The following is a 24396-nucleotide window of genomic DNA, read 5'->3' as shown; positions in this document are numbered from 1 at the left end:
TCAGGCGTGGCCGGCAGCCAGGCTGAGATGGGCGAGATCGATGCCGATCGAGGCGAGAATCCGGTCGTATTTGCGCTCGATATCGGCGTCGAACAGCAATTCCGGCGTCGCCGGGCAAGTCAGCCAGCCATTTTCGGCGATCTCGGTTTCCAGTTGGCCGGCGCCCCAACCCGAATAGCCGAGCGCCATCAGCGCGCGGCGCGGCCCTCGCCCTGACGATATCGCCCGCAATATGTCGACGGTCGCGGTCAGGCAGATGTCGTCGGAAACGGTGAGCGAGGAGTCCACGCGGTAGTCGCCCGAATGCAGGACGAAGCCCCGACTGCGGTCGACAGGCCCGCCATTGCGCACGACGAAATCGCGCGCCTGCGCCGGAAGGCGGATCGCCTCCAGCTCGTTCATGATGCCGAGCTGCACCAAAAGGTCCGGAAACAGCATCTGCTGCGTCTGGTTGATGATCAGGCCCATCGCGCCTTCGTCGCTGTGGGCGCAGATGTAGATGACCGAGCGCGTGAAACGATCGTCCTTCATGCCGGGCATGGCAATCAGGAATTGATCGTCGAGAAAGCCGCGTCCGGCGGCTGTCTTCTTGTGGCGCAACAAATCCATGCCAGGGAGCGTAACGCGTTTCCCGGGCGCCGAAAAGATGCGCAGTACCGGATTCGACCAAAGCCCACATTGCGGGGCCGGCCTTGGCTTGCCCGCGAAGGTCACGCAAATATGATATCAGCAAGGGCCATGAAATCATTGCGCGGCCACGAAGGGACGATCAAATCATCGCCATGCAAAGCTTGAAAATCCTGTTGCTCGGTACTGCCATCGGATTGGCGGCCGCCCTCCCCGCCACCGCCTCCTCATCCGCCTGGTACAACAGCGAAGGCGGCAAGGTGCGGCTGGTGACCAGCGGCAAGCCGGACGACGCCGGCCGCATCCAGGGTGTTCTCGATATCGCGCTCAAACCCGGCTGGAAGACTTACTGGCGCGACCCGGGTGACGCAGGTGTGCCGCCGCAGCTGGACATTTCGGCCAGCACCAATATTGCCGATGCGACACTGTCGTTTCCCGCACCGCAGCGCCACGACGATGGTTATGGCAAATGGGCCGGCTACAACTATCCGGTTTCGCTGCCGGTGACGTTCACGCTGGCGACTCCGGGCCAGCCGGCCGTCATCGATGCCGACATTTTTCTCGGCATTTGTGAAACCATCTGCATCCCGGTGCAGACACGGCTGAGCGTCGACCCAGCTTCCGATCCCGACAATGCCGACGACGCGGCATTGGTAAAGGCGAGTTTCACGGCATTGCCGTCACCTGCAAAACCCGATTTTGGCGTCAAGGTGCTGCCGGGCGATCACGAGACGCTGGTTGTCGAGGCGAGCTTCCCTGGCGATCCGCAGGCAGCGGATTTCTTCGTCGCCGGCGAGCGCGATTATATGTTCGGCACCTCCTCCCGCGCGGAAAAGGACGGCAAGTTGATCTTCACCGTGCCGATCCTCGATCGCCCCTCGACGACGCCGACGGACGGCGGGCTCCACTATACGCTGACGAGTTCGGCGGGCGCGGTCGAAGGGCTGCTGCCTTTCCCTTGAAGCGCGTCGTATTGAAACGAACCCGTACGATGCGCTCCAAGGTCATCTCCTTGTACATGTCGTTAGCCCAAAACCGCTGCGCACTTTTGGGCGACATATACTGAAGCTACTGCCGCGATGGTTGCGGGAAGCCGCCGAGTTCGCTAGGCAAGCACGCGTCCTTCCCCATTCCCCAAGCGAGGAACTCATGACCATCTCCGTTGGCGACAAGCTGCCCGAGGCGACCTTCAAGACCATGACGGCCGACGGCGCGAAGCCGATCACGTCGGCCGAGATTTTTCCGGGCAAGAAAGTGGTGCTGTTCGGCGTTCCCGGCGCCTTCACGCCGACCTGCAGCAATAACCATCTGCCCGGCTATCTCGAGAACCATGACGCGATCCTGGCGCGTGGCGTCGACACCATCGCAGTCGTTTCAGTCAACGACGTCCACGTCATGGGCGCCTGGGCGCGCTTCACCGGCGGCGACGGCAAGATCCTGTTCCTCGCCGACGGCAATGGCGATTTCGCCAAGGCGGTCGGTCTTGACGCGGATTACTCCGGTGGCGGCATGGGCCTGCGCTCGAAGCGGTTCTCGATGATTATCGACGACGGCAAGGTCACCGCGCTCAATGTCGAGACCAAACCCGGTGTCGATGAGTCCGGCGCGGCTCATATTCTCGGCCAGCTCTGAGCTTCGACGGCCGGTCAGGCGAGGCCGCAACGGCTGGCCTCGCCCGACATGCGGCTGCGCTCCAGAACTGCCGATTTTCGGGGGATCAGCGATGTTTGATATCTTCTGGCGCGCTATCGCGATCGGCGTCGGCGCTACCGTCCTGATGGATATCTGGGCCTTCTTCCTGCACAAGGCGTTTGGCCAGCCACGGCCGAACTGGCGGCCGGTCGGGCGCTGGGTCTGGCACCTCGGCGACAAGGTGTTTCATGACGATATCGGTGATGCGGCGCCCTACGCCCATGAGAAGGCGCTGGGCTGGGCTTTCCATTACTTCGTCGGCATCGTCTACGGCATCATCCTGGTGGTGCTGGCGGGCGCAGGCTGGCTGGCCTCCCCGACCTTCCCGCCGGCCTTCATCCTCGGCATCGTCACCGTCGGCGCCGGGTGGTTCCTGCTGGCGCCAGGCATGGGCGCCGGCTGGGCGGCTTCAAAGCGGCCGAACCCGATGCAGATCCGCGCCCTCAATCTGGTCTCGCACACGGTGTTCGCGCTTGGGCTTTGGGTTACGGCGCTGCTGATCCGCTAAAATCAGGGCTGTTCCAGCCTGTCGATCGGCTGCCATCCATGGATAACGTGGCGCGCACCGATATTGTAAGCAAAATAATTGCCGCCGCCCGCCGGCTGATCCGCTTCGCGGCAGATCTGCCTGCCACTCAGCGACAGCAGCAGGAGTGTTCCCACGCCTCCATGGCCCACAACAGCAATGTTGCCGGCGCCGCCGGCATCGAGTACGGCCTCGACCTCGCTCACGATGCGCTGCTGCGCGTCGATGGCCCGCTCCCAGCCACGGATGCTTTCGTGCGGATTGGCGAAGAACTGATCGGCGACCGCCTCGAACTCCGGAGGCGGCAGGAAACCCGTCGCCGACCGGTCGTTCTCATGCATCCGCGGCCTCACCTCTACGGCAAGATTTAGATGCCGCCCGAGCACTTCGGCGGTTTCGATGGCCTTGCGTTCGCCCGACGACACCACATGTCCGATCGATGCGATCCACGGCTGGTTCAGCATTGCGTGCGCCTTGGCCCGGCCAATGTCGGACAGGTCCCAATCCGGTACCGGAATGGTGGCGTCGATCTGAACCTGAGGATGGGTGATGTAGTAGGCGATTGGCATGACAGAAACTCTCCGGCCGGTCAGCCGCCGCGAACAGAAGCTCAATAGCTCTGGGTCGAACGCCGTGCTTTCGTGACCAGCGGCTGCTTTGCCTGGATATCGGGCTTCGGTGCCGACACCGCCGGCCTGAAAGGTCCCTTCTTGAACGGCGCCATGCCTTCCCTTGCCAGTTCGTCCGCACGCTCGTTCTCAGTATGGCCGGCATGGCCCTTCACCCAGTTCCAGGTGACCTTGTGGCGCCGGTTGGCCTCGTCCAGCGCCTGCCAGAGCTCGCCGTTCTTGACCGGCTTCTTGTCTGCGGTCTTCCAGCCATTCCTCTTCCAGCCATGGATCCATTTGGAAATGCCGTCCATGACGTATTTGCTGTCGGTATGAAGCTCGACCGTGCAAGGCTCCTTCAACGCGTTCAGCGCTGAAATGGCCGCCAGCAATTCCATGCGGTTGTTGGTGGTCTCGGCCTCGCCGCCGAAAAGCTCCTTGGTGGTGCCGTTGAAGCGCAGGATGGCGCCCCAGCCGCCGGGGCCGGGATTGCCTGAACAGGCGCCATCGGTAAAGATTTCAACCTGCTTGCTCATGCCAATCCATATTCCGAAGGAGATCTGATCGCCCGATGGAACCGCATCCTTCTGATGTATTCGGTCGGGTCGCGTTTCATTACCAGCCCGCCATCGGGGACGGTCAGCCAATCGTAAAGCCGGGTCAGCATGAAGCGCAGCGCCGAGCCGCGCGCCAGCATCGGCAGCGCCGCCTTCTCCTCCGCGCTCAGGGGGCGCACGCTCTGATAACCGGCAAGCAATGCCTTGCCCTTGGTGAGATTGAAGGAAAAATCCTTCTCGAAGCACCAGGCATTGAGGCAGGTGGCGACATCGTAGGCGTAGAGATCGTCACAGGCGAAGTAGAAATCGATCAGCCCCGATAGCTTCTCGCCCAGGAAAAAGACATTGTCCGGGAAAAGATCGGCATGGATGATGCCCTCGGGAAGGCCCTTGGGCCAGTTCTGCCCGAAATCGGCGAAGTCGGCATCGACCTCGGCCGCAAGGCCTGGCTCGACCTCGTCGGCGCGCTCGCGAGACGCATCCCAAAGCTTGCGCCAGCCATCGAGAGCGAGCGCGTTCGGGCGCCTCATGGAAAAATCGGCGCCGGCCAGATGCAGCGCGGCGAGCGCCTTGCCAACCTCGGCGCAATGCGTCGCGGCCGGTCGCCGCAGCGAAAGCCCTTCGAGGAAGGTGATGATGACCGCCGGCCGGCCGGCCAACGTGCCGATGACGCTGCCGTCATGCGCGGTCACCGGCAGCGGGCAGGACACCCCCTTGTTTGCGAGGTGGCCCATCAATCCGAGGAAGAAAGGCAGATCCTTCTTCTCGACCCGCTTTTCATAGAGCGTCAGGATGTAGGAGCCGCTGGAGGTGTGCAGCAGGAAGTTCGAATTCTCGGTGCCCTCGGCGATGCCCTTGTAGGACAGGAGATCGCCGACCGGGTAGTGCCTCAGGAAAGCGCCGAGTTCGCCCTCCGCAACGTCTGTATAGACCGCCATGGTCGTTCACGCGGCTCCGTTGACGAAGGCCATGTCGGCCGGCGTCAGTTCGACATCGCGCAATACCCGCATGACCGGAAAATCCTCTGTTTCGGTGGCCGTGACGGCTAGGTCGATGGTCACATCGAAACGCTGGCGGAACGCGTCGATGATCTCGTCGACGATGATCTCGGGGGCCGATGCCCCGGCCGACAGGCCGAGCGTCGAAATGCCGCCTATCTCATTCCACGGAATTTCAGCGGCGCGCTGCACGAGAAGCGACATGGCGGCGCCGGCGCGTTCCGCAACTTCGACGAGGCGGCGCGAATTCGAGGAATTGGGAGCGCCGACGATCAGATAGAGGTCAGCGCCCGGGGCGGTGTCCTTGACCGCCTCCTGGCGGTTGGTGGTGGCGTAGCAGATCGATTCCGCCGCCGGCGCCTGCAAGTCCGGAAAGCGCTCCTGTAGCGCGCGGATGATGCCGGCGGTATCCTCGACCGAGAGCGTGGTCTGGGTGACGAAACCGAGTGCCTTGGGATCGGCCGGCACAAGCCGGGCGGCATCGGCTTCGGTCTCGATCAGCGTTACCGCGCCTTCCGGCAACTGCCCCATGGTGCCGATCACCTCGGGGTGCCCGGCATGGCCGATCAGCAGAACGTGACGGCCAAGCCGCTGGTGGCGCATCGCCTGTTTGTGGACCTTGGAGACCAGTGGACAGGTTGCGTCGAGATAGAACAGGTTGCGCGCCTGCGCGTCCGCCGGCACTGACTTGGGCACGCCGTGCGCCGAAAAGACGACCGGCGACTGCCGGTGTTCGGCCGGAATTTCGGAAAGTTCCTCGATGAAGACGGCGCCGAGGCTTTGCAGCCCCTCGACGACATAGCGGTTGTGCACGATCTCGTGGCGGACATAGACCGGCGCGCCATATTTCTTCAGTGCCAGCACGACAATCTGGATGGCACGGTCGACGCCCGCGCAAAAACCGCGCGGCTGGCAGAGCCGGATCGTCAGAGGAGGCTTGGCGATTGTGTGAAGCATTAAATCCTGCCGGTTCGTCAGCGCCGAAATGAGGTGCCCACCCCTGCCCTGTCAAGGGTATCGCTCGTATTCAGTCCTCTTTCGCCGGCCGGCGAAGCCGTAGGATGAGTACGGCGGCAAGCGCCGCGGCAAGCCCGTACCAGGTGACAGCATATTGCAGATGGCTGTTCGGCAGATCGATGATGGTGACGCCCCCGACCGGCAGGCCGCCTGGATTTGGCGTCTTGTCGGCATCGATGAAGATCGGCACCAGCGTGAAGCCGGCCGGCAGGCCGGCGCTCGCGGCCATGACGTCGCGGTCCTTCCAGTAGAAGATGTTCTTGGCCACGTCATTGTCGGGAAGCATCATGGAGGGTTTTGCCGGCAGCGGATTGCGGGCGAGCCCGGTGACCGTGACCTTGCCCGCCACCTGTCCCTTGGCGCGCTTGGCGGCGTCCTTCAGGTCGTAGGGCACAAAGCCACGGTTGATCAGGACGAAACGGCCATCGTCGAGGGCCAGCGGCGTGTAGACGTTGAAGCCGGCATCCCCTTCCCAGGTCGCGTAGAAATGTCGTTCGCCGGAATGCAGGAAAGTGCCGGTGACAGTGACCGACGTGTAGTCGACGTCGCCGGTCGAGGCGAATTCCTTCTCGACCTCGGCCAGCGGCAGCGGCGCCGAATGCGTGCGCTGGTCGATCGTCTGCAGCAGGCCTTCCTTCCAGTGCAGGCGCTGGACCTGCCATGTGCCGAGCGCCAGCAGGACCAAGAACAGCACAAGGCCAAGGGCGAACAACAGTGCCGAACTCGGCCGCGAACGGCCGCCGGACTTGACGGAAGCCTCGCTCATTCGCCGCGGTCCAGCCGGCCCTCGGCCGCTTTGTTGCGGTATTGAAGGGTGAGCAGCACGCCCTTGATCAACCGGAGCGCCGTCAGGCACAGCACCAGGGCCAGCGGTATCCATATCAGCAGATGCAGCCAGAGCGGCGGACTCAGCGTCACCTCGACCCAGAGCGCCAGGCCGACGATGATGAAGCCGATGATCAGGATGACGAAGACCGCCGGCCCGTCGCCGGCATCGGCGTAGGAATAGTCGAGGCCGCAATTGACGCAGCGCTTGCCGACGGTGAGAAAGCCGGAAAACAGCCGCCCCTCGCCGCAACGCGGGCAACGGCCGTGCAGGCCGGCCGAGATCGGATCGATCGGAGGCCAGATCGCCCTATCTTCACTCATGGTTGTCTTCATTCATGGTCATTGCCCGATATCGATCGGTGTCCCATCGGCCACCATTGCCCAGATTTCGTCCATGTCGGAGTCCGTAACCCCAATGCAGCCATCGGTCCAGTCGACCAATTGAAGCAGCCAGCCCCACCAGCCGAAGCCGTTCGGCTGGCCGTGGATCATGATCATGCCGCCGGGATCGACATTGCGTGCCTTCGCGGCCGCCAGATCCTTGGCATCGGGATAAGAGGCATGGATCGACTTGTGCGCGATGCTGTTGGGATTGCGCCAGTCGAGGATATAACGCCCCTCGGGCGTGCGCTGATCGCCCTCCTGGTGCTTGTGGCCGAAGGGATCCCCACCAAGCGAAACGCGAAAATTACCGAGATCAGCCGCATCTTCCATCGATCGACGATCATTGCGCCGAAAAGAAGAAGGCGGCCACGTCGCCGCGGCCGCCTTCCCTAATCGAATCCCAAAGGCGGGATCAGTGACCTTCGATCACCGCGCCGACCGATCCCCAGACGTAGATCGAGGCAAACAGGAACAGCCAGACCACGTCGACGAAGTGCCAGTACCAGGCGGCCGCCTCGAAGCCGAAATGCTGCTTGGGGGTGAAGTCGCCCTTCATCGCGCGGATCAGGCAGACCAGCAGGAAGATGGTGCCGATGATGACATGGAAGCCATGGAAGCCGGTCGCCATGAAAAAGGTGGCGCCATAGATGGAATCCTTGAAGCCGAACGGCGCGTGCATGTACTCGTACGCCTGCACCATGGTGAACAGCATGCCGAGGCCGACGGTCAGCACCAGGCCGTTGACCAGCCCCTTGCGGTCGCCATGGAGGAGCGAGTGATGCGCCCAGGTGACCGTGGTGCCCGACAGCAGCAGGATGACGGTGTTGTAAAGCGGCAGATGGAAGGGATCGAGAACCTCCATGCCCTTAGGCGGCCAGACACCACCGGTAAACGTATGGCGCGCGTAGTTCTGCACCTCCCCGGCAAAAAGGCTGGCATCGAAATAGGCCCAGAACCAGGCGACGAAGAACATCACCTCCGAGGCGATGAACATGATCATGCCGTAGCGCAGGTGGAGCGACACGACGCGCGTGTGGTGGCCCTCATGCGCTTCCTTGATCGTGTCAGACCACCAGGCGAACATGGTGTACAGGACGATCACGATGCCGATGAAGAACAGCCACGGATTGGCGATGTTGAAGCCGAAGATCGGGAAGGAGCCGCCCTTCAGGTATTCCATGAGGCAGACACCGCCAAAAGCGGTGACAAGCGCCCCGACCGATCCCACGAAAGGCCACGGGCTAGGGTCGACGAGATGGTAGTCATGGTGTGGTTTTGCGTGCGCGTCTGCCATATCAACCCCCGAGATTTCCTTCGGTATCTGAAACTGTCTTGCTTTTGCCCTTGGCCGGCTCCGAGGAGGCGACCGGCTTGTTCTTCTCGACCGGGAACATCGTATAGGACAGGGTGATCGTCTTGATGTCCTTCAGTTCCGGCACATTCACGATGTCGGGGTCCACATAGAACAGGACCGGCATGTCCAGCGTCTCGCCGGGCTTCAGCGTCGTGTCGGTAAAGCAGAAGCATTCGACCTTGTTGAAGTACGGACCGGCCAGTTCCGGCTGCACGTTGAAGGTAGCGCGGCCTGTGACGGGGCGATTGAATTTGTTGGTCGCCTGATAATGCGCCTGCACGGTCTGCCCGATCTTCATAGTCATCGAGCGCTGGACCGGCTGGAACTCCCAAGGCACGCCGGCAATGTTGGCGTCGAAGCGGACGGTGACCTCGCGGTCAAGCACGCGGCCGGCATACTGCCTCTCGACACGCTGCGTGGTACCACCGTAACCGGTCGCCTGGCAGAACATCTTGTAGAGCGGCACGGCGGCATAGGCCATGCCGATCATGCCGGTGAAGAAGGCGAGGCAGACGGCTGCGACGACGCGGTTGCCGGTCTTTCCTACCGTCTTTTTGGGCATCTCGACGCTCATCACATCTTGCCCGACAAGTTGTGGCCGAACTTCACGATCGTGGCGATGTAGAAGATCACGACCAGCAGAGCCAGCGCTACGCCTATCGCAATGGAACGGCTGCGCTGGGCCTTCTTCTGGCGATCGGTCAAGGTGACCATCTCGAGTTCTTTCTCGACCATAGTCATGCCCCACCCATGGCAAGCGCGCGTTCGACGACACAGTCGGCCAGATAGGCGGCGAAGATGGCGAAGAGATAGAGCAGCGAATAGGCAAACAGGGCCTTGGCCGGCTTCATGGCGCGGTCGTCGTCGGCCATGCCAAGCACTTTCCAGGCATACCAGACGAAACCAACGCCCAGCAGCAGAGCGGCCACGCCATAGAATGGCGTCGTGTAGCCGAGCAGCCAGGGCAGCACGCCGACCGGGGCCAGCACCAGTGCGTAGGCGAAAATCTGACGGCGGGTCGGCGCATGGCCGGCAACGTTCGGCATCATCGGGATGCCGGCGCGGCCATAGTCCTCGGACTTGAACAGCGCGAGCGCCCAGAAATGCGGCGGCGTCCACAGGAAAATGATCAGGAACAGGATGATGCTTTCGAGGCTGACCGATCCGGTCGCCGCGGCCCAGCCGATAACCGGCGGGATGGCGCCCGCGGCACCGCCGATGACAATGTTCTGCGGCGTCGAGCGTTTCAGCCACATCGTGTATACGACGGCATAGAAGAAGATGGTGAAGGCCAGCAGCGTCGCGGCCAGCCAGTTGACCAGCACGCCGAGCGTCATCACCGACAGGACCGAAAGGACCAGGCCGAAGCTGAGCGCCTCGTGCGGCTGGATACGACCGGACGGGATTGGGCGGCTGGCGGTCCTGGTCATCACCGCGTCGATGTCGGCGTCGTACCACATGTTGAGAGCACCCGAGGCGCCGGCCCCAATCGCAATAGCCAGGATAGCTATCACCGCCAGCAGCGGGTTGATGGTCACCGGTGCCGCGACCAGCCCGACAAAGGCGGTGAACACCACCAGCGACATGACGCGCGGCTTCAGGAGGGCGAAGAAATCGCCCGCCGTCGCTTCCGACATGCGGAAGCCCGCTTCGTCAATGCTGGTTTTGTCGACTAGGGCCATGCGTACTCAAGTCCATTATTCCGTTGGCCAAAACCGCCGGCGGACCGGCGGTTTTGCATTCGAGGGGAGCCGCCTTACCTGATCTTCGGCAGCTGCTCCCACTGGTGGAAGGGCGGCGGCGAAGGCAGCTGCCATTCGAGAGTCGTTGCGCCCTCGCCCCATGGGTTCGCTCCGGCCACCCGCTTCTTCTGGAACGCTTCGAACACGCAGTAGAGGAAGATCAGGACGCCGACGGCCGAGATATAAGAACCGATGGACGATACATAGTTCCAGCCCGCAAATGCGTCGGGATAGTCGATGGTGCGGCGCGGCATGCCGGCGAGGCCGAGGAAATGCTGCGGGAAGAAGATCAGATTGACGCCGACGAAGGTGACCCAGAAGTGGGTGTTCGCGATGACAGGCGAATACATGTAGCCGGTCATCTTCGGGAACCAGTAGTACCAGCCCGCGAAGATGGCGAACACCGCGCCCAGCGACAGCACGTAGTGGAAGTGGGCAATGACGAAATAGGTGTCATGCAGCGACCGGTCGAGGCCGGCATTGGCCAGCTGGACGCCGGTGACACCGCCGATGGTGAACAGGAAGATGAAGCCCAGCGCCCACAGCATCGGCGTCTTGAACGAGATCGACCCGCCCCACATCGTTGCGATCCAGGAGAAGATCTTCACGCCCGTCGGCACCGCGATGACCATGGTGGCGAAGACGAAATAGCGCTGCGTGTCGAGCGACAGGCCGGTCGTGTACATGTGGTGCGCCCAGACGATGAAGCCGACGGCGCCGATCGCGACCATCGCGTAAGCCATGCCGAGATAACCGAACACCGGCTTGCGCGAAAAGGTCGAGATGACGTGGCTGATGATGCCGAAGCCGGGCAGGATCAGGATGTAGACTTCCGGGTGACCGAAAAACCAGAACAGATGCTGGAACAGGATCGGGTCACCACCGCCATCAGGCGCGAAGAACGTCGTGCCGAAGTTGCGGTCGGTGAGCAGCATGGTGATGCCACCGGCCAGAACCGGCAAGGACAACAGCAGCAGGAATGCGGTGATCAGCACCGACCATGCAAACAGCGGCATCTTGTGCAGGGTCATGCCGGGCGCGCGCATATTGAAGATGGTGGTGATAAAGTTGATGGCGCCGAGGATCGACGAGGCGCCGGCGATGTGGATCGACAGGATCGCCAGATCCATGGCCGGTCCGGGCTGGCCCGAAGTCGACAGTGGCGGATAGAGCGTCCAGCCGCCGCCCACGCCAAAGGCGCCAGGCGCACTCGGAACGAACATCGAGGTGAGCAGCAGGATGAACGCCGGCGGCAGCAGCCAGAACGAAATGTTGTTCATGCGCGGGAACGCCATGTCGGGAGCGCCAATCATGATCGGCACCATCCAGTTGGCAAAACCGCCGATAAGCGCCGGCATGACCATGAAGAAGATCATGATCAGGGCGTGCGCGGTGGCGAAGGCATTATACATGCTCTTGCCGCCGTCGATCGCGGCGTCACCATTCATGCCGTAGACCATCTGCGCCAGGCCGCTGAAGATCTGGATGCCAGGCTCCTGCAGCTCCATGCGGATGGCGACCGAAAGCGCGGCGCCGATGATGCCGGCCATGATCGCGAAGATCAGGTAGAGCGTACCGATGTCCTTGTGGTTGGTCGAATAAACCCACCGCACCCAGCCATGATACGGCTTATGGTCGTGCCCGTCGTGAGCTGCAGCGTCTGCCATGTTCCGCTCCGTTCCCTAAATCTTGCTAACCCGCGACATCAATTGCCGGCGGCCGCTACCTTGTTCTGGCCGTCGACCTCGGCCATGAGCGTCTTGTTGGCGCCCGGCAGATTGGTCTTGGCTGCCGCCAGCCAGGTCTTGAACTGCGCATCCGAGACGACACGGATGGCGATCGGCATGAAGGCGTGGTCCTTGCCGCAGAGCTGCGAGCACTGACCATAATACAGGCCTTCCTTCTCCGCCTTGAACCAGGTCTCGTTGGTGCGGCCCGGAACGGCGTCGATCTTGATGCCGAAGGACGGCATGGCGAAGGAGTGGATCACGTCGGTCGCGGTGACGAGCACGCGGGTCATCGTGTTGACCGGCACCACCAGCTCATTGTCGACAGCGAGCAGGCGCGGATAGGCCTTGCGGTCCTCCTTGCCGGCGGCGGCGCGGTCACCGTCCTGGAGGATCGCGGAGTTGAAGGCGAGCGTGTTGTCGGTCTGGTATTCGTAATCCCAGTTCCACTGGTTGCCGGTCGCCTTGACCGTCAGCTTGGCCTCTTCCGGCGGAGTGTACTGCGCGGTCAAGAGCTGGAACGAGGGAATGGCGAGACAGAGCAGGACGACGACTGGGCCGACGGTCCAGATCACCTCGATCAGCGTGTTATGGCTGGTGTTGGAGGGAACCGGGTTGGCGCTCGCGCGGAACCTCACGATGCAGTAGGCGAGGAGAAGCAGCACCAGAATGGTGATCGGAACGATGAACCACATCGTGTAGTTTCCGAACCACTCGATCTGCCGCATCATGTCGGTCGCCGGCGCCTGGAAGGTGGTCTCCCACTCCACGGGCTGATCGGCATGGGCGGATGTGCCTGCAAAAATCGTGACAGCGGCACAAGCACTCAGAAACTTGGCACTTGCTAGAAACCTGGCGCTAGCTAGGAAATTTCTCATCGCCCTCTTCGTCTCCCAGTTCCTCGCGGCGATGCCAACGAGAATAACGAACAATGCCGGGACGGGAATCCCGACAGTCTCAAGCTGGTTCAAACCATACTCTTTTTCCCTCCGCAAGAAAGGAGCGGTCGAAACCGTGCGGCATTTTTGCGCGCAAGCTGACATAGCTCTTCCAGGGCAATGGCCATGGTAGTGAATCGAGTATGTTCGGCAGTCTGTCCGCCCCATGCTGGCGGCGCCCGCAAAGCGTCGTAATTCAGGCGAATTTGGCAGGGAAAAGCGCTGTATTGCCAGTTTCGGGACAGTCCGGCCGCGGTCTCGTCCTTTACTTGGTATTGGCGCGGCTTAAAGTGCCGTGATTCGCAATGGAGCCGTCATGAACTCTTGGCTTTCGAGACTGAGGCATACGCGACCGGGACTTTCGAGAACCCCGGCGAACGCCGTGTTTCTCGCCGTTCTGTCCGCGGCCGGACTGTTCGTCGCCGGTCAGGCCAATGCCGCCCAGCCGAGCGGCACGGTGCGCTCGACGCATGGCGCCTGGTCGATCATCTGCGACACGCCGGCCGGCGCCACCGCGGAACAATGCGTGATGATGCAGAACGTCGTCGCCGAGGACCGTCCGGAGATGGGGCTTTCGGTCGTCGTGCTGCGCACCGCCGACAACAAGGCCGAGATCCTGCGCGTGCTGGCGCCGCTCGGCGTGCTGTTGCCGAACGGGCTCGGCCTCAACGTCGACGGCAAGGACATCGGCCGCGCCTATTTCGTGCGCTGCTTCCAGGACGGCTGCTACGCCGAGGTCATTCTCGAAAAGCCGCTGCTCGACACGCTGAAGACCGGCACGTCGGCAACGTTCATCGTCTTCCAGACGCCTGAGGAAGGCATCGGCATCCCCGTCGACCTCAAGGGTTTCGCCGACGGCTTTGCCGCCCTGCCCTGATCGCGGCTCTGCGCTGAACCAGACCTGGACGCGGCTTTTGCCGCCCCAGAAGCATGGCTTGCATCAACCCGACGATGTCATTCGTCGGCACTGATCTTCATTGCCGATTGTGCGGGCGCGGCTTCACGCCTACATCGGGGAAAAGCAATCATCCCACGGACGGACGCGCCATGAACAGCCTGATCGGCCAATTCGACATTTCAGACGACCGCATCAAGCAGATCGTCGCCGACACCATCAAGGGTGCAGACGACGGCGAGCTTTTCCTCGAATACAGCGAAAGCGAAGCGCTGATGTTCGACAACGGCCGGCTCAAGACCGCTAATTTCAACACCGACCAGGGCTTTGGCCTGCGTGCGGTCGCCGGTGAAGCCAGTGGCTACGCCCATTCCAGCGACCTGTCCGAGGCATCGCTGCTGCGCGCGGCCGAAGCCGTGTCGACCGTCAAGGGTGGCTATTCCGGTACGCTTGCCGCAGCCCCCGCCCGCACCAACCGCCATCTCTATGGCGACGAGAACCCGATCCCCTCGCCTTCCTTCGAGGCCAAGGGGAAGCTGCTCCAGGAAATCGACGCCTGGCTGCGCGCCGAGGATCCACGCGTGCGCCAGGTGACGGCCTCGATCGCCGCATCCTGGCAGCATGTCGAGATAGTGCGCGCCGACGGCCAGGTGGTGCGCGATATCAGGCCGCTGGTCCGCGTCAACATCTCGGTCGTCGTCGGCGATGGCGACCGCCAGGAGAGCGGCTCCTATGGTATGGGCGGACGCAAGGCGTTCGGCGACTTCCTGATCGAGGATAGCTGGAAGCACGCCGCGAGCGAGGCGCTCCGGCAGGCGCTGGTCAATTTGGCGGCGATCCCGGCACCGGCCGGCACTTTCGACATCGTGCTGTCCAGCGGCTGGCCGGGCGTGATGCTTCACGAAGCCGTCGGGCACGGACTGGAAGGCGACTTCAACCGCAAGAAGACCTCGGCCTTCGCCGGCCTGATGGGCCAGCAGGTCGCCGCCAAGGGCGTCACCGTCGTTGACGACGGCACCATCCCCGAACGGCGCGGGTCGCTCACCGTCGACGATGAGGGCACACCTTCGGCCCGCAACGTTTTGATCGAGGACGGCAAGCTGGTCGGCTACATGCAGGATCGGCAGAACGCGCGGCTGATGGGCATGAAAGCCACCGGCAATGGCCGGCGTGAAGGCTATGCGCACCAGCCGATGCCGCGCATGACCAACACCTACATGACCTCAGGCGACATGGAGCCGGACGAGATCATCGCTTCCGTCAAGAACGGCATCTATGCCGTCTCCTTCGGCGGCGGCCAGGTCGACATCACGTCGGGCAAATTCGTGTTCGGCTGCACCGAGGCCTATATGATCGAGAACGGCAAGGTGACGCAGCCGATCAAGGGCGCCATGCTGATCGGCAACGGGCCTGACGCCATGCACCGCGTCACGATGGTCGGCAACGACATGAAGCTCGACAATGGCATCGGCATGTGCGGCAAGGCCGGCCAGGGCGTACCCGTCGGCGTCGGCCAGCCGCATCTGAGGATGAACCAGATGACAGTCGGCGGCACGAGGGTCTGAGGCGTCGGGGCGTTCTGGAATCATCGCCTGCCAGCGATATTTTCCGGGCGTGCAGCCATCGCGTTCTGGCAGGCCAAAAACATTGGAGGATATGGACCCGGGTGTACATGCCGAAGCGCAGCAGGGCCATGCTCGCGATTGATGCCAACCTACGGCGCGGCAACCTCTGCCTTATGCGAAACACAATCGTGTTAGGATATTATTAATTGTTCAAAAGCCCGAACTGGCGTTTGCCCATTAGCTTGTCGCCAGTCTTCTCGTTGCGGTGGTGTTGGCAGTGCTGCGTTTCCCTCACGTCCTGACCTCTTCCTTCCTCTTTGGCGTCGTTTCGTTGGTTGGTGTTTCGTCGCTCTGTGTCAGCCCGGCGGCTGCGCAGTCGACATGGTTCAAGCGAACATCAACGCAACCCGCGGCCGGTGCAAACTCAGTCGCGGTCGGGGGACGCACCAGCGTTCCGTATGGCTGGGTCGATTTCTGCCATCGCCGGCCGAAAGAGTGCAAGGTGCCGGCCCTGCCCGCCACGAGCGTCAAGCTGACAGCGCAGAACCTGAGCATCCTCAAACGGATAAACCAAAAGGCGAACCGCTCCATCAAGCCCGTCAGCAACTACGATCACTGGGGCACGACGATGGACCACTGGGACTATCCGGTGGACGGCAAGGGCGACTGCAAGATCTACGCGCTCTACAAGCGCAAGCTTCTTCGGGAGGCGGGATTTCCCCGGCAGGCGCTGCTGATGACGGTGGTGCGCGACCTGAACAATGAGGGTCACACCATCCTGACGGTGAAGACCGACAAGGGCGATCTCATCCTGGACAATATGGTCGACGAAATCCGCCCCTGGAATGCAACCGGCTATTATTTCCTGAAACGCCAATCGCAACAGAACCCGAACATCTGGGTTTCGCTCAACCAGCGAGGCGGCACGCCAAAAACCTGACGGATGCCGCCAAGCTCGTAGTTTGAGCGGCCGGAGCGAACCGTCTCGACGGGCTGACGCGCCACAAAGCAGCGATCCACTCTCTCGCAAGGGTCACGGGCGGGTTGTGCGCCCGGCGAACAGGAAGGTGACCCCCGCCGCGACAGCTTACTGGTTGCAGGCCGGTTCGCCTTGCTGTCCGCAAGACGGCTTCTTCTTGACCTGCTGTGGGGGCTGCTCCTGCGGGAGACGCCGCTCTTGCATCTGCTGTCTCGGCTGCGCGCGGAATTCCGGCTTCGGCTCCGATCTCTGCGGCCGGAGCACCTGCTCGTTAGGCCTTTCCGGTCTCAACTGACGCTGCGCATTCTCGTTCGGCCTGATCTTGAGGTTGCGCTGGACGTTAACCTCCGGGCCGGCGGCGCCCTGTTCGCTGTTCTGCAGCCGGCGCAACGTCCTGCCCCTGTCGTTCCTGCTGACGGAGCCCTGATTCTGGTCGGAGAACACGGCCGGATTGTTCCTCCTGAACCGTTTTTGCACGCCCGATCCGTTGTCGGTTGGCTCATCGCTGACGGTCGGCAGTCTGCGGAACTTCCTGCTCTTGTCGTTTCCGCTGGCCGGGCCTTGATCCTGGTTGGAGAACACCTCCGGATTGTTCTTCCTGAGCCGCTCCTGCACGCCAGGCCGATTTTCGGCCGGCGCACCGTTGACGGTCGGCACCTTGCGCAACTTCCTGCCCTTGTCCTTTCCACTGGCCAGGCCCTGATCGTTCGGTTCGACAGCGGACTGGCCGGCGGACAAGTCCCTGCGCGTCAGCTTTTTCGGTTTGCCGGTGTTCTGGTCGGAGAAGGCGTTCGGATTGTTTTTCCTGAACCTCTCCTCGGCACTCAGCCTGTTCTCGGCCGGAGCACCGTTGACGGTCGGCAGCTTGCGGAACTTCTTGCCCTTCTGCTGAGCCGTGCCCTGCTCTCCGGCAACAGCAGCACCGGCATTTCCGGTCGCCTCTTGGTTGCCGCCTACGATGCCTTGCTTGCCAAGCTGCTTCCTGGACCTGTCGCTGGGCAAATTCTCGCCGTTCAGCGCCGGCTTGCCGTTGACGAGCGGCAGCTTTTTACCGTTGGCTCCTGGCAGGGCGTGGTCGGTTTCAAGCTTGCCGGTCGACAAGTTCTTCGACAGCGGAGTCGCGGCACCAGGCTGCTGGCCCTGTATCACACGCTGGCCAGGCTTCTGCGGCAAGCCACCCTGTTGCTGACTGGACGGGGCCTGACCGGACATGGCCGCTCTCTTTTTCAGCAGCGGCGGCAGCGCGACCCTGGCCGCCAGTGCAGCCGAGCCGGCCCCAACCGTGCCTCCGGCCGTCTTCTGGCCTGTAGCGGGGCCACCCTGAGCATTGTGATTGATGGTCTCGTTTTTGATCGTCGTGTTGATGTTGTTGATGACGGTCGTGTTGTGGATGTTGTTGAAGATGATGTCGTTCGGCGGCGGCACGATGTGACGCGGCGGGTTGATGAACGCAGGTATCGGCACGAACACCGGCGTTGGCAGGACGAAGACGTCGACCGGCGGCGGCGGCGCCACCAGCACGACGAAATCCGGCGGCGGCGGCGGCAGGAAGATCACCGCGATCGGCGGTGGCGGCTCGAAGTCGAAATCGGGATCGTCGAAATAGAGCACCGGCCTGTCGACGTAGACGATTTCCTCCTCCGGCGGCGGCGGCAAATCATACTCATAGACGGTGAATTCCTCCGGCGGCTCCAGGGCTGCATCGAAATGTTCGAGCCGCCGGCGCGCGTCCCAAGCATGGGGACCATGCGGATAGCGCCGCAGATAAGACCAATAGGCTTCCGGCGTGTCCTGCAGCCAGGTCTCGCGCCACGTCATCGCCTCGCGCCGCGCGGCGATGATGGCGCGCACGCGCTTGGCCATCGGATCGTGTGGATAAGCGCCGAGGAAATCTTCGTAGCCGCGCATCGTGTCGCGGTCGAGAGCCGCGACATAGGCGTCATGAGCGTTGAAGTCGCGGATCGCCCTGGTCCGATTGGACCGGGATTCGGCCTCGGAAACCTTGGGTGGGGGCGCGTCCGCGGCACGGTCGAAGAAGACGAACGGCGTGGTGATTTTCGAGGCGTTCCACGGCACTTCCGCACCTTGCGTCACCTCGTTGACGCGCAGTCGTGTGCGGTCGAACACGTCGTCAAGCGACATTCCGCCCTCGCGTATCATCTCGGCCAGCGCCTGGGCATAAGCGCCGTAGGGGCCTTTGCCTTCGGGCGCGACCGTTCCGGGAGCGGCGTTGAAGGCAATCAGCATGTTCGGATCGGGATCGACCAACGCAAGGCCGCCGGCCAGCGGCTCTTTCCACTTCGGGAAGGGATTTGGCCGCGCCGCGTCGAGCACGACGATGTTGACCTTCGTCGGCAATCCGGCCAGCGACTTGGTGACATCGGAGAGCCGCATCGCCTGAAGCGGCACGTCGGCTGGACTGGCAATCTGGGCATCGATCGGCAAGTAGTAATTCTCGCCTTCGAACTGCACGCCGTGGCCGGCGAGATAGACGAAGACAATCGCGTCGGGACCGGCGGCGGAGACCTTGCCGAGGAAATCACGCAATGCGCCGCGCAGCGATTCCTGATCGACATCGCGCGCCCCGACCACATCGAACCCGGCCGCCTGCAAGGTCTGCGCGATCAGGCCCGCATCATTGGCGGCGGTGGCGAGCTCGCCGGACTGATACGCGCCGTTGCCGATGACGAACGCCAGGCGCTTTTCACCTTGGGCGAGGGCCCCCGTCGCGGAGCTGACCGCGAAAAAGATAAGAGCGACGATGAGGCCGATGAATTTCTGAAGCGTCTGCATGTCCGCTATCGCCATCGATTCATATTAGTAACGACGAATAGGTCGAAATGTTTCCCAAAGATGCGAAATTGGAAGTCCGCACAAAGGCGGCTTTAGGGCGCAATTTCGTCGAAAGAACAGAGGCTTCAGAAATTTCCTGCGAACCGGCGGTCGTGACCTACCGCCGCCGCTTCGGCTTCCCCAGCAACGCGACGGCCTCGACATGGGGCGACCACAGGAACTGGTCGATCGGCGTCACGCTTTTCAAGGTGTAGCCGCCGTCGATGAGGATGCGCAGGTCGCGAGCCAGCGTTACCGGGTTGCAGGACACCGCGGCAATGAATGGAACATCCGAGCGGGCGATCTGCTTCGACTGGTCCTCGGCACCGGCGCGCGGCGGATCGAAGACCAAGCCGTCGAAGGCGTTCAACTCCTTGAACGTCAGTGGCCGGCGAAACAGGTCGCGACGCTCGCCCGTCACCCGCTTGATGCCTGTCGCGAAGCGGGATCCCCGGTCGAGCGCCGAAAGTGCGGCCGCATCGCCTTCGACCGCGTGCACTTCCGACGTCGCGGCCAACCGCAAGGCGAAGCTGCCGCAACCGGCAAAAAGGTCGGCGACCCTTTTTGCACGCTTCAGATGTCCGCCGACGATCTCGGCCATGGCCTGTTCGGCTGCCTCGGTCGCCTGCAGGAAGGCGCCCGGCGGTAGCGCAACCGCGACGCTGCCGAACATGACGACCGGCTTCCTTGGCTCAATGACGATCTCGTCATCGATGGACAGTCTGGCAAAGCCCTGCGCAATGACAAAATTGGAGGCGATACGGCGCTGGTGTTCGCCGAGCTTGCCGGACTCATGCACCGCGATGTCGAGGCCGGAACCCGTAACGGTTATCGCCATCCGGAATGATTTGGTGGTGGCGCATATCAATTCGGCCAGCGCCCTCAGCTGGCCGAGTGCCGCGACGATCTCGGGCAGTGAGATCGGGCATTCGGATATGGAGATGATCTCCGGCGACAGATGGCGATTGAAGCCGAGCAACATGCCTGTTTCGGTGCGCCGGGCGGCAAGCACCACACGGCGGCGCGACTGCGGTGCGCAGGCGACCAACTCTCCGATTTCGCACTCGATGCCCTTGCCCTTCAATGCGTGCACCACCTTTTCACGCTTCCACTGTCGGTAGGCTTCGGCTTCCAGATGCTGGAGGGCACAACCGCCGCATTCGGTGAAGTGGCGGCAGGCGGGTTCGATGCGCAGCGGCGAGGCCTCCAGCACCGCCATCAGCGCCGCACGATCCCTTTCGCGCGCGGCGGTGACGGTCTCGCCCGGCAGCGTGAAGGGAATGAACAGATCGCCGCTTTCGGCTTCGGCGATACCGTCGCCCTGCGATCCGAGCTTTCGTATTGTGAAGCGTGCGCTCATCGGTCCTTGACCCCACCGAGCAGGAATTCGCGATTGCCGTCGCCACCTTCGATCGGCGACAGATGCAGGCCGAGCGAACGCCAGCCAGGAACGGCATCCAGCCAATCCTGCAGCAGGCCCGCGACCCGGGCGGCATCGAAAGGATCCTTCAACAGACCCCCTTTGCCGATCGCCTCGCGGCCCGCCTCGAATTGCGGTTTGACCAGAAAGACCGCGCCGGCACCGGACTTGGCAAGAGCAAGTGCCGGCGGCAGCGCAAGTTTCAGCGAGATGAAACTGACGTCGGAAACGATGAAATCCGGACTGCGACCGGCAAGATCGGCGGCCGTGAGATCGCGTGCGTTCAGGCCTTCGATCACGGTTACGCGCGGATCAGCGCCGACATCAGGATGCATCTGGCCGTGCCCGACATCGATTGCCGTGACATGGGAGGCGCCGCGTTCGAGCAACACCTGGGTGAACCCGCCTGTCGAGGCGCCGATGTCGAGGGCTTCGCGGCCAGCGGGGTCGAGGCCGAAATGGTCCAGTCCGCCGATAAGTTTGAGCGCCGCGCGCGAGACATAGCCTTGCGCCGGATCATCGATGACAACAAGGCATTGCGGCGAAACGTTCTGACCGGGCTTGCGGGCAATGGCGCCGTCAACCGTCACCGTGCCGCGCTCGACCGCGTCGCGGGCACGCGAGCGGCTGGCGAACAGCCCGCGCTGGACGAGCAGGTCGTCGAGCCGCTGGCGTGTGCTGGCTGGCAGAGGCGAATTCATCGGCCTTCTCTGACGAAAGCCTGCGGTGAAGGCAAGAACATTACACCGAACAAGGTGACGTCGTGCGAGAGCGGCTGGTGCAGCGAGCCAAGCCGCGGCTTGCGCGCATCGCATCGGGTCCGGCAGAATATCAGTCGAGGAGGACCACTGTTGTCGCAACACGGAGGACGAATGCTGATGGGAACCTGCCACTGTGGCGCGGCCCACTGGACCCTGGAAGGCGATCCCGGCCCGGTGACGGCCTGCAACTGCACGCTTTGCCGCCGCTATGGCGCGCTCTGGGCCTATGATTATGTCAACGAACGCATTCGCGTTTCAGGGCGGACGGCCAGCTATACGCGCGCCGGCAAGGACGCGCCGTCACTTGAAATCCTGTTCTGCCCGATATGCGCCTGCGTGCTGGCATGGCGCGGCTTGCGCGCCAGCGATTCTGGCCGAATACGGATCGCAGTCAATGTGCGGCTGGCACCACCCGAAGCCGTCGCCGACTTGCCGATCGACCATTTCGATGGCCTCGACACTTACGACGATCTGCCCCGCGATGGCCGCTGTGTGCGCGACATGTGGTTTTAAAAGATGGTCCGTAAAACCTGGCGCTCGACAGCGGGAGACAGACCATCGTCCCGGTTCCCCGACGCCTGTTCACGTGGATGTTCGGTGACAACAGCGGACGGAGGTGCGGGGTCCGGCAGCACCACAAGCTGCGGCACCTGCTTGTAGGAAAAGCCGCCGCGAATATCGCCAATCTTGCCGGCGACAATGCCTAACGCCGCCTTTTCAAGATTGCGGTCATAGGGTGTTTCGGCCGCGGCCGGCAAGACCATCACTGCCAAGAAGGCCGCGCCGCACAGAAGCGTCTTCATCGTTGTCTCCCTGCCTGACGCCGGTCTAGCAAGGTGCCGTTGAAAAACCGCCAAGGGACACAGTAAGCGAAACGCCAAACGGCAGCGTTAACAATGCGTTACAAAAGAAAGCCGGCAAACTGATCCAAGCTGTTCAGGTTTTGATTCAGGCGCGCTGGGCGCGGACCGTATGACCGAGGGCCGTGAAAACAGTGCGCACGATCCCGGCGGCGTCGAGGCCAGCGTCGGCATACATCTTCTCCGGCTTGGCGTGGTCGGTGAAGGCGTCCGGCAGTACCAGCGGGCGTACCTTCAGGCCATTTTCCAGCAGTCCTTCATGGGCAAGGAACTGCAGTACATGGCTGGCGAAGCCTCCAATAGCGCCCTCCTCCACCGTCACCAGCACCTCATGCGAGCGGGCCAGCCGGCGGATCAAATCCTGGTCAAGCGGCTTGGCGAAGCGGGCGTCGGCAACGGTGGTGGAAAGCCCGGCCGCGCCGAGTTCCTCGGCGGCGATGAGGCAATCCTGCAAGCGCGTGCCGAAGGACAGCAGGGCAACCTTGCTGCCTTCCCGGACGATGCGGCCTTTGCCGATCTCGAGAACCGAGCCGCGCTCGGGCATGTCGACGCCGACCCCGTTGCCGCGCGGATAGCGGAAGGCGATCGGCCCATCGTCATAGCTGGCGGCGGTGCGCACCATGTGGCGCAGTTCCGCCTCGTCGGCGGCGGCCATCACGACAAAGCCCGGCAGGCTTGCCAGGAAGGTGGTGTCGAACGCGCCGCAATGGGTGGCTCCATCGGCGCCGACGAAGCCGGCGCGATCGATGGGGAAACGCACCGGCAGTTTCTGGATCGCGACATCATGGACGACCTGATCGTAGGCGCGCTGCAGGAACGTCGAATAGATCGCCGCGAAGGGCTTGTAGCCTTCCGTTGCCAGGCCGGCGGCGAAGGTCACCGCATGCTGCTCGGCGATGCCGACATCGAAGGTCCTCGACGGGAACACCTCGCCGAACAGATCGAGGCCGGTGCCGCTCGGCATGGCGGCGGTGACGGCGACGATGCGGTCGTCATCGCGGCCCTCCTGGATCAGGCTTTCGGCGAACACCTTGGTGTAGGCCGGCGCATTGGCCGGCGCCTTGGCCTGCGCGCCGGTGATGACGTCGAATTTGTTGACGCCATGGTATTTGTCGACGGCCGCTTCCGCCGGCGCGTACCCCTTGCCCTTCTGGGTGACGACATGGATCAGCACCGGACCCTTGCCGTTGTCGCGGACATTTTTCAGGACCGGGATCAGATGCTCCAGATTGTGACCGTCGATCGGGCCGATGTGATAGAAGCCGAGTTCCTCGAACAAAGTGCCGCCGGTGACGTAGCCGCGCGCATGTTCGACCGCGCGGGTGATGGCTCGATCGGCCCGCTTGCCGAGATAGGAGGTCAGTTTCTTGCCAAAGTCGCGCAAGCCGATATAGGCCTTGCCGGAAGCCAGGCGCGCCAGATAGGCGCTCATGGCGCCGGTCGGCGGCGCAATCGACATGTCGTTGTCGTTGAGGATGACGATGAGGCGGGCATCGAGCGCGCCCGCATTGTTCATCGCCTCATAGGCCATGCCGGCCGACATTGCGCCGTCGCCGATGACTGAAATGACATTGTTGCGGCCGCCTGAGAGGTCGCGGGCGGCGGCCATGCCGAGACCCGCCGATATCGACGTCGAGGAGTGGGCGGCGCCGAACGGGTCATACTCGCTCTCGGCCCGGCGGGTGAAGCCCGACAGGCCGCCTTCCTGGCGCAAGGTGCGGATGCGGTCCCGGCGTCCGGTCAGGATCTTGTGCGGATAGGCCTGATGGCCGACATCCCAGATCAGCCGGTCATCGGGTGTGTTGAAGACATAATGCAGCGCCACCGTCAGTTCGACCACGCCAAGGCCGGCACCGAGGTGGCCGCCGGTGTGGGAAACAGCATCGACCAGTTCGGCGCGCAGCTCGGACGCCAGTTGCGGCAATTCGCTCTCGGCCAGCGTGCGCAGGTCGGCCGGGACGCGAACCTTGTCGAGAAGCGGCGTATGCGGCGTTGCGTTCACGTTGGGCCCAGACTCTCTTTTCATCGGCGGGATAGGCCGCCGGCCGGCGAAAGTAAATGTGTGTCGGTGACGCGGATGGTCAGC

Annotated in this window: 25 protein-coding genes and 1 pseudogene; 7 read left to right on the top strand and 19 right to left on the bottom strand. The window is 62.9% G+C overall.

Annotation, left to right across the window (positions count from 1 at the left end):
• On the bottom strand, window positions 1–609 hold the full coding sequence (locus M653_RS0105290; RefSeq protein ID WP_027142370.1) for a YqgE/AlgH family protein: 609 nt from the start codon (window positions 607–609) through the stop codon (window positions 1–3).
• A 173-nt stretch (window positions 610–782) separates the two neighbouring features.
• Here M653_RS0105290 and M653_RS0105285 point away from each other — a divergent pair, with 173 nt between their 5' ends.
• From M653_RS0105285 to M653_RS0105275, 3 genes are all read left to right on the top strand, one after another.
• Window positions 783–1589 carry a protein-disulfide reductase DsbD domain-containing protein gene (locus M653_RS0105285; protein ID WP_027142369.1) on the top strand — a complete coding sequence of 269 codons (807 nt, stop codon included), beginning with the start codon at window positions 783–785 and terminating at the stop codon, window positions 1587–1589.
• A gap of 187 nt (window positions 1590–1776) precedes the next feature.
• Window positions 1777–2259: a peroxiredoxin gene (locus tag M653_RS0105280; RefSeq protein WP_027142368.1), complete on the top strand. Its 483-nt coding sequence runs from the start codon at window positions 1777–1779 to the stop codon at window positions 2257–2259.
• A 91-nt stretch (window positions 2260–2350) separates the two neighbouring features.
• Complete coding sequence (locus M653_RS0105275; protein WP_027142367.1) at window positions 2351–2827, top strand: DUF2938 domain-containing protein; 477 nt, start codon at window positions 2351–2353, stop codon at window positions 2825–2827.
• 2 nt (window positions 2828–2829) lie between these two features.
• Here M653_RS0105275 and M653_RS0105270 read toward each other — a convergent pair whose 3' ends face one another.
• From M653_RS0105270 to coxB, 13 genes are all read right to left on the bottom strand, one after another.
• Window positions 2830–3414: a histidine phosphatase family protein gene (locus M653_RS0105270; protein ID WP_027142366.1), complete on the bottom strand. Its 585-nt coding sequence runs from the start codon at window positions 3412–3414 to the stop codon at window positions 2830–2832.
• 41 nt (window positions 3415–3455) lie between these two features.
• Window positions 3456–3989, bottom strand: a complete 534-nt coding sequence (gene rnhA / locus M653_RS0105265) for a ribonuclease HI (RefSeq protein WP_027142365.1) — start codon at window positions 3987–3989, stop codon at window positions 3456–3458.
• Window positions 3986–4948, bottom strand: a complete 963-nt coding sequence (locus M653_RS0105260) for a homoserine kinase (protein ID WP_027142364.1) — start codon at window positions 4946–4948, stop codon at window positions 3986–3988. The genes rnhA and M653_RS0105260 overlap by 4 nt, the downstream gene beginning before the upstream one ends.
• Before the next feature lie 6 nt (window positions 4949–4954).
• Entirely contained in the window at window positions 4955–5965 is a 1011-nt protein-coding gene (gene ispH / locus M653_RS0105255) for a 4-hydroxy-3-methylbut-2-enyl diphosphate reductase (protein ID WP_027142363.1), read from the bottom strand.
• Between the two features lie 70 nt (window positions 5966–6035).
• Window positions 6036–6791: an SURF1 family protein gene (locus M653_RS0105250; RefSeq protein ID WP_027142362.1), complete on the bottom strand. Its 756-nt coding sequence runs from the start codon at window positions 6789–6791 to the stop codon at window positions 6036–6038.
• A complete protein-coding gene (locus M653_RS0105245) occupies window positions 6788–7174 on the bottom strand; it encodes a DUF983 domain-containing protein (RefSeq protein WP_027142361.1) in 387 nt (128 codons plus the stop codon). The genes M653_RS0105250 and M653_RS0105245 overlap by 4 nt, the downstream gene beginning before the upstream one ends.
• Before the next feature lie 18 nt (window positions 7175–7192).
• Window positions 7193–7567, bottom strand: a complete 375-nt coding sequence (locus tag M653_RS01000000132100; RefSeq protein WP_084636431.1) for a L,D-transpeptidase family protein — start codon at window positions 7565–7567, stop codon at window positions 7193–7195.
• 82 nt (window positions 7568–7649) lie between these two features.
• Window positions 7650–8531: a cytochrome c oxidase subunit 3 gene (locus tag M653_RS0105235; RefSeq protein WP_027142360.1), complete on the bottom strand. Its 882-nt coding sequence runs from the start codon at window positions 8529–8531 to the stop codon at window positions 7650–7652.
• 1 nt (window position 8532) lies between these two features.
• Window positions 8533–9165 (bottom strand): cytochrome c oxidase assembly protein, encoded by a 633-nt coding sequence (locus M653_RS0105230; RefSeq protein WP_027142359.1) that lies wholly within the window; start codon window positions 9163–9165, stop codon window positions 8533–8535.
• On the bottom strand, window positions 9165–9326 hold the full coding sequence (locus M653_RS0105225) for a hypothetical protein (RefSeq protein WP_084636429.1): 162 nt from the start codon (window positions 9324–9326) through the stop codon (window positions 9165–9167). The genes M653_RS0105230 and M653_RS0105225 overlap by 1 nt, the downstream gene beginning before the upstream one ends.
• Window positions 9327–9328: 2 nt before the next feature.
• Complete coding sequence (locus M653_RS0105220) at window positions 9329–10273, bottom strand: heme o synthase (RefSeq protein ID WP_027142357.1); 945 nt, start codon at window positions 10271–10273, stop codon at window positions 9329–9331.
• A gap of 74 nt (window positions 10274–10347) precedes the next feature.
• Window positions 10348–12000, bottom strand: coding sequence for a cytochrome c oxidase subunit I (gene ctaD / locus M653_RS0105215; RefSeq protein WP_027142356.1), 1653 nt, complete (start codon window positions 11998–12000; stop codon window positions 10348–10350).
• Between the two features lie 38 nt (window positions 12001–12038).
• Window positions 12039–13055 (bottom strand): cytochrome c oxidase subunit II, encoded by a 1017-nt coding sequence (coxB, locus tag M653_RS0105210; protein ID WP_032935016.1) that lies wholly within the window; start codon window positions 13053–13055, stop codon window positions 12039–12041.
• A gap of 259 nt (window positions 13056–13314) precedes the next feature.
• On the opposite strand from coxB, the gene M653_RS0105205 reads away from it, so the two are divergent.
• From M653_RS0105205 to M653_RS0105195, 3 genes and pseudogenes are all read left to right on the top strand, one after another.
• Window positions 13315–13875: an invasion associated locus B family protein gene (locus M653_RS0105205; RefSeq protein WP_027142354.1), complete on the top strand. Its 561-nt coding sequence runs from the start codon at window positions 13315–13317 to the stop codon at window positions 13873–13875.
• A 170-nt stretch (window positions 13876–14045) separates the two neighbouring features.
• Entirely contained in the window at window positions 14046–15458 is a 1413-nt protein-coding gene (gene tldD / locus M653_RS0105200) for a metalloprotease TldD (protein ID WP_027142353.1), read from the top strand.
• Between the two features lie 265 nt (window positions 15459–15723).
• Window positions 15724–16317: pseudogene (locus tag M653_RS0105195) on the top strand (transglutaminase-like cysteine peptidase); the annotation flags it as partial.
• A gap of 228 nt (window positions 16318–16545) precedes the next feature.
• Here M653_RS0105195 and M653_RS0105190 read toward each other — a convergent pair.
• The 3 genes from M653_RS0105190 to M653_RS0105180 all read right to left on the bottom strand — a co-directional run bounded on the left by M653_RS0105190 (window position 16546) and on the right by M653_RS0105180 (window position 21390).
• On the bottom strand, window positions 16546–19230 hold the full coding sequence (locus M653_RS0105190) for a caspase domain-containing protein (RefSeq protein WP_032935027.1): 2685 nt from the start codon (window positions 19228–19230) through the stop codon (window positions 16546–16548).
• Window positions 19231–19387: 157 nt separating this feature from the next.
• A complete protein-coding gene (locus M653_RS0105185; protein ID WP_027142350.1) occupies window positions 19388–20629 on the bottom strand; it encodes a class I SAM-dependent RNA methyltransferase in 1242 nt (413 codons plus the stop codon).
• On the bottom strand, window positions 20626–21390 hold the full coding sequence (locus M653_RS0105180) for a TlyA family RNA methyltransferase (protein WP_027142349.1): 765 nt from the start codon (window positions 21388–21390) through the stop codon (window positions 20626–20628). The genes M653_RS0105185 and M653_RS0105180 overlap by 4 nt, the downstream gene beginning before the upstream one ends.
• 171 nt (window positions 21391–21561) lie before the next feature.
• Here M653_RS0105180 and M653_RS0105175 point away from each other — a divergent pair, with 171 nt between their 5' ends.
• On the top strand, window positions 21562–21963 hold the full coding sequence (locus M653_RS0105175) for a GFA family protein (RefSeq protein ID WP_027142348.1): 402 nt from the start codon (window positions 21562–21564) through the stop codon (window positions 21961–21963).
• Here the strand turns inward: M653_RS0105175 and M653_RS1000000137210 are convergent.
• Window positions 21960–22253, bottom strand: coding sequence for a hypothetical protein (locus M653_RS1000000137210; protein ID WP_027142347.1), 294 nt, complete (start codon window positions 22251–22253; stop codon window positions 21960–21962). The genes M653_RS0105175 and M653_RS1000000137210 overlap by 4 nt on opposite strands.
• Window positions 22254–22398: 145 nt before the next feature.
• Entirely contained in the window at window positions 22399–24336 is a 1938-nt protein-coding gene (gene dxs / locus M653_RS0105165; protein ID WP_198028716.1) for a 1-deoxy-D-xylulose-5-phosphate synthase, read from the bottom strand.
• Window positions 24337–24396: the final 60 nt, after the last annotated feature.

The organism is Mesorhizobium sp. WSM3626, from assembly GCF_000513935.1.
GTDB lineage: Bacteria > Pseudomonadota > Alphaproteobacteria > Rhizobiales > Rhizobiaceae > Mesorhizobium > Mesorhizobium salmacidum.
This window is presented reverse-complemented; position numbering and strand designations above follow the sequence as displayed.

Coding starts and splice junctions, on each gene's coding strand:
- M653_RS0105290 (WP_027142370.1), bottom strand. CDS start 609: ATGGATTTGTTGCGCCACAAGAAGACAGCCGCCGGACGCGGCTTTCTC.
- M653_RS0105285 (WP_027142369.1), top strand. CDS start 783: ATGCAAAGCTTGAAAATCCTGTTGCTCGGTACTGCCATCGGATTGGCG.
- M653_RS0105280 (WP_027142368.1), top strand. CDS start 1,777: ATGACCATCTCCGTTGGCGACAAGCTGCCCGAGGCGACCTTCAAGACC.
- M653_RS0105275 (WP_027142367.1), top strand. CDS start 2,351: ATGTTTGATATCTTCTGGCGCGCTATCGCGATCGGCGTCGGCGCTACC.
- M653_RS0105270 (WP_027142366.1), bottom strand. CDS start 3,414: ATGCCAATCGCCTACTACATCACCCATCCTCAGGTTCAGATCGACGCC.
- rnhA (WP_027142365.1), bottom strand. CDS start 3,989: ATGAGCAAGCAGGTTGAAATCTTTACCGATGGCGCCTGTTCAGGCAAT.
- M653_RS0105260 (WP_027142364.1), bottom strand. CDS start 4,948: ATGGCGGTCTATACAGACGTTGCGGAGGGCGAACTCGGCGCTTTCCTG.
- ispH (WP_027142363.1), bottom strand. CDS start 5,965: ATGCTTCACACAATCGCCAAGCCTCCTCTGACGATCCGGCTCTGCCAG.
- M653_RS0105250 (WP_027142362.1), bottom strand. CDS start 6,791: ATGAGCGAGGCTTCCGTCAAGTCCGGCGGCCGTTCGCGGCCGAGTTCG.
- M653_RS0105245 (WP_027142361.1), bottom strand. CDS start 7,174: ATGAGTGAAGATAGGGCGATCTGGCCTCCGATCGATCCGATCTCGGCC.
- M653_RS01000000132100 (WP_084636431.1), bottom strand. CDS start 7,567: ATGGAAGATGCGGCTGATCTCGGTAATTTTCGCGTTTCGCTTGGTGGG.
- M653_RS0105235 (WP_027142360.1), bottom strand. CDS start 8,531: ATGGCAGACGCGCACGCAAAACCACACCATGACTACCATCTCGTCGAC.
- M653_RS0105230 (WP_027142359.1), bottom strand. CDS start 9,165: ATGAGCGTCGAGATGCCCAAAAAGACGGTAGGAAAGACCGGCAACCGC.
- M653_RS0105225 (WP_084636429.1), bottom strand. CDS start 9,326: ATGGTCGAGAAAGAACTCGAGATGGTCACCTTGACCGATCGCCAGAAG.
- M653_RS0105220 (WP_027142357.1), bottom strand. CDS start 10,273: ATGGCCCTAGTCGACAAAACCAGCATTGACGAAGCGGGCTTCCGCATG.
- ctaD (WP_027142356.1), bottom strand. CDS start 12,000: ATGGCAGACGCTGCAGCTCACGACGGGCACGACCATAAGCCGTATCAT.
- M653_RS0105205 (WP_027142354.1), top strand. CDS start 13,315: ATGAACTCTTGGCTTTCGAGACTGAGGCATACGCGACCGGGACTTTCG.
- tldD (WP_027142353.1), top strand. CDS start 14,046: ATGAACAGCCTGATCGGCCAATTCGACATTTCAGACGACCGCATCAAG.
- M653_RS0105190 (WP_032935027.1), bottom strand. CDS start 19,230: ATGCAGACGCTTCAGAAATTCATCGGCCTCATCGTCGCTCTTATCTTT.
- M653_RS0105185 (WP_027142350.1), bottom strand. CDS start 20,629: ATGAGCGCACGCTTCACAATACGAAAGCTCGGATCGCAGGGCGACGGT.
- M653_RS0105180 (WP_027142349.1), bottom strand. CDS start 21,390: ATGAATTCGCCTCTGCCAGCCAGCACACGCCAGCGGCTCGACGACCTG.
- M653_RS0105175 (WP_027142348.1), top strand. CDS start 21,562: ATGCTGATGGGAACCTGCCACTGTGGCGCGGCCCACTGGACCCTGGAA.
- M653_RS1000000137210 (WP_027142347.1), bottom strand. CDS start 22,253: ATGAAGACGCTTCTGTGCGGCGCGGCCTTCTTGGCAGTGATGGTCTTG.
- dxs (WP_198028716.1), bottom strand. CDS start 24,336: ATGAAAAGAGAGTCTGGGCCCAACGTGAACGCAACGCCGCATACGCCG.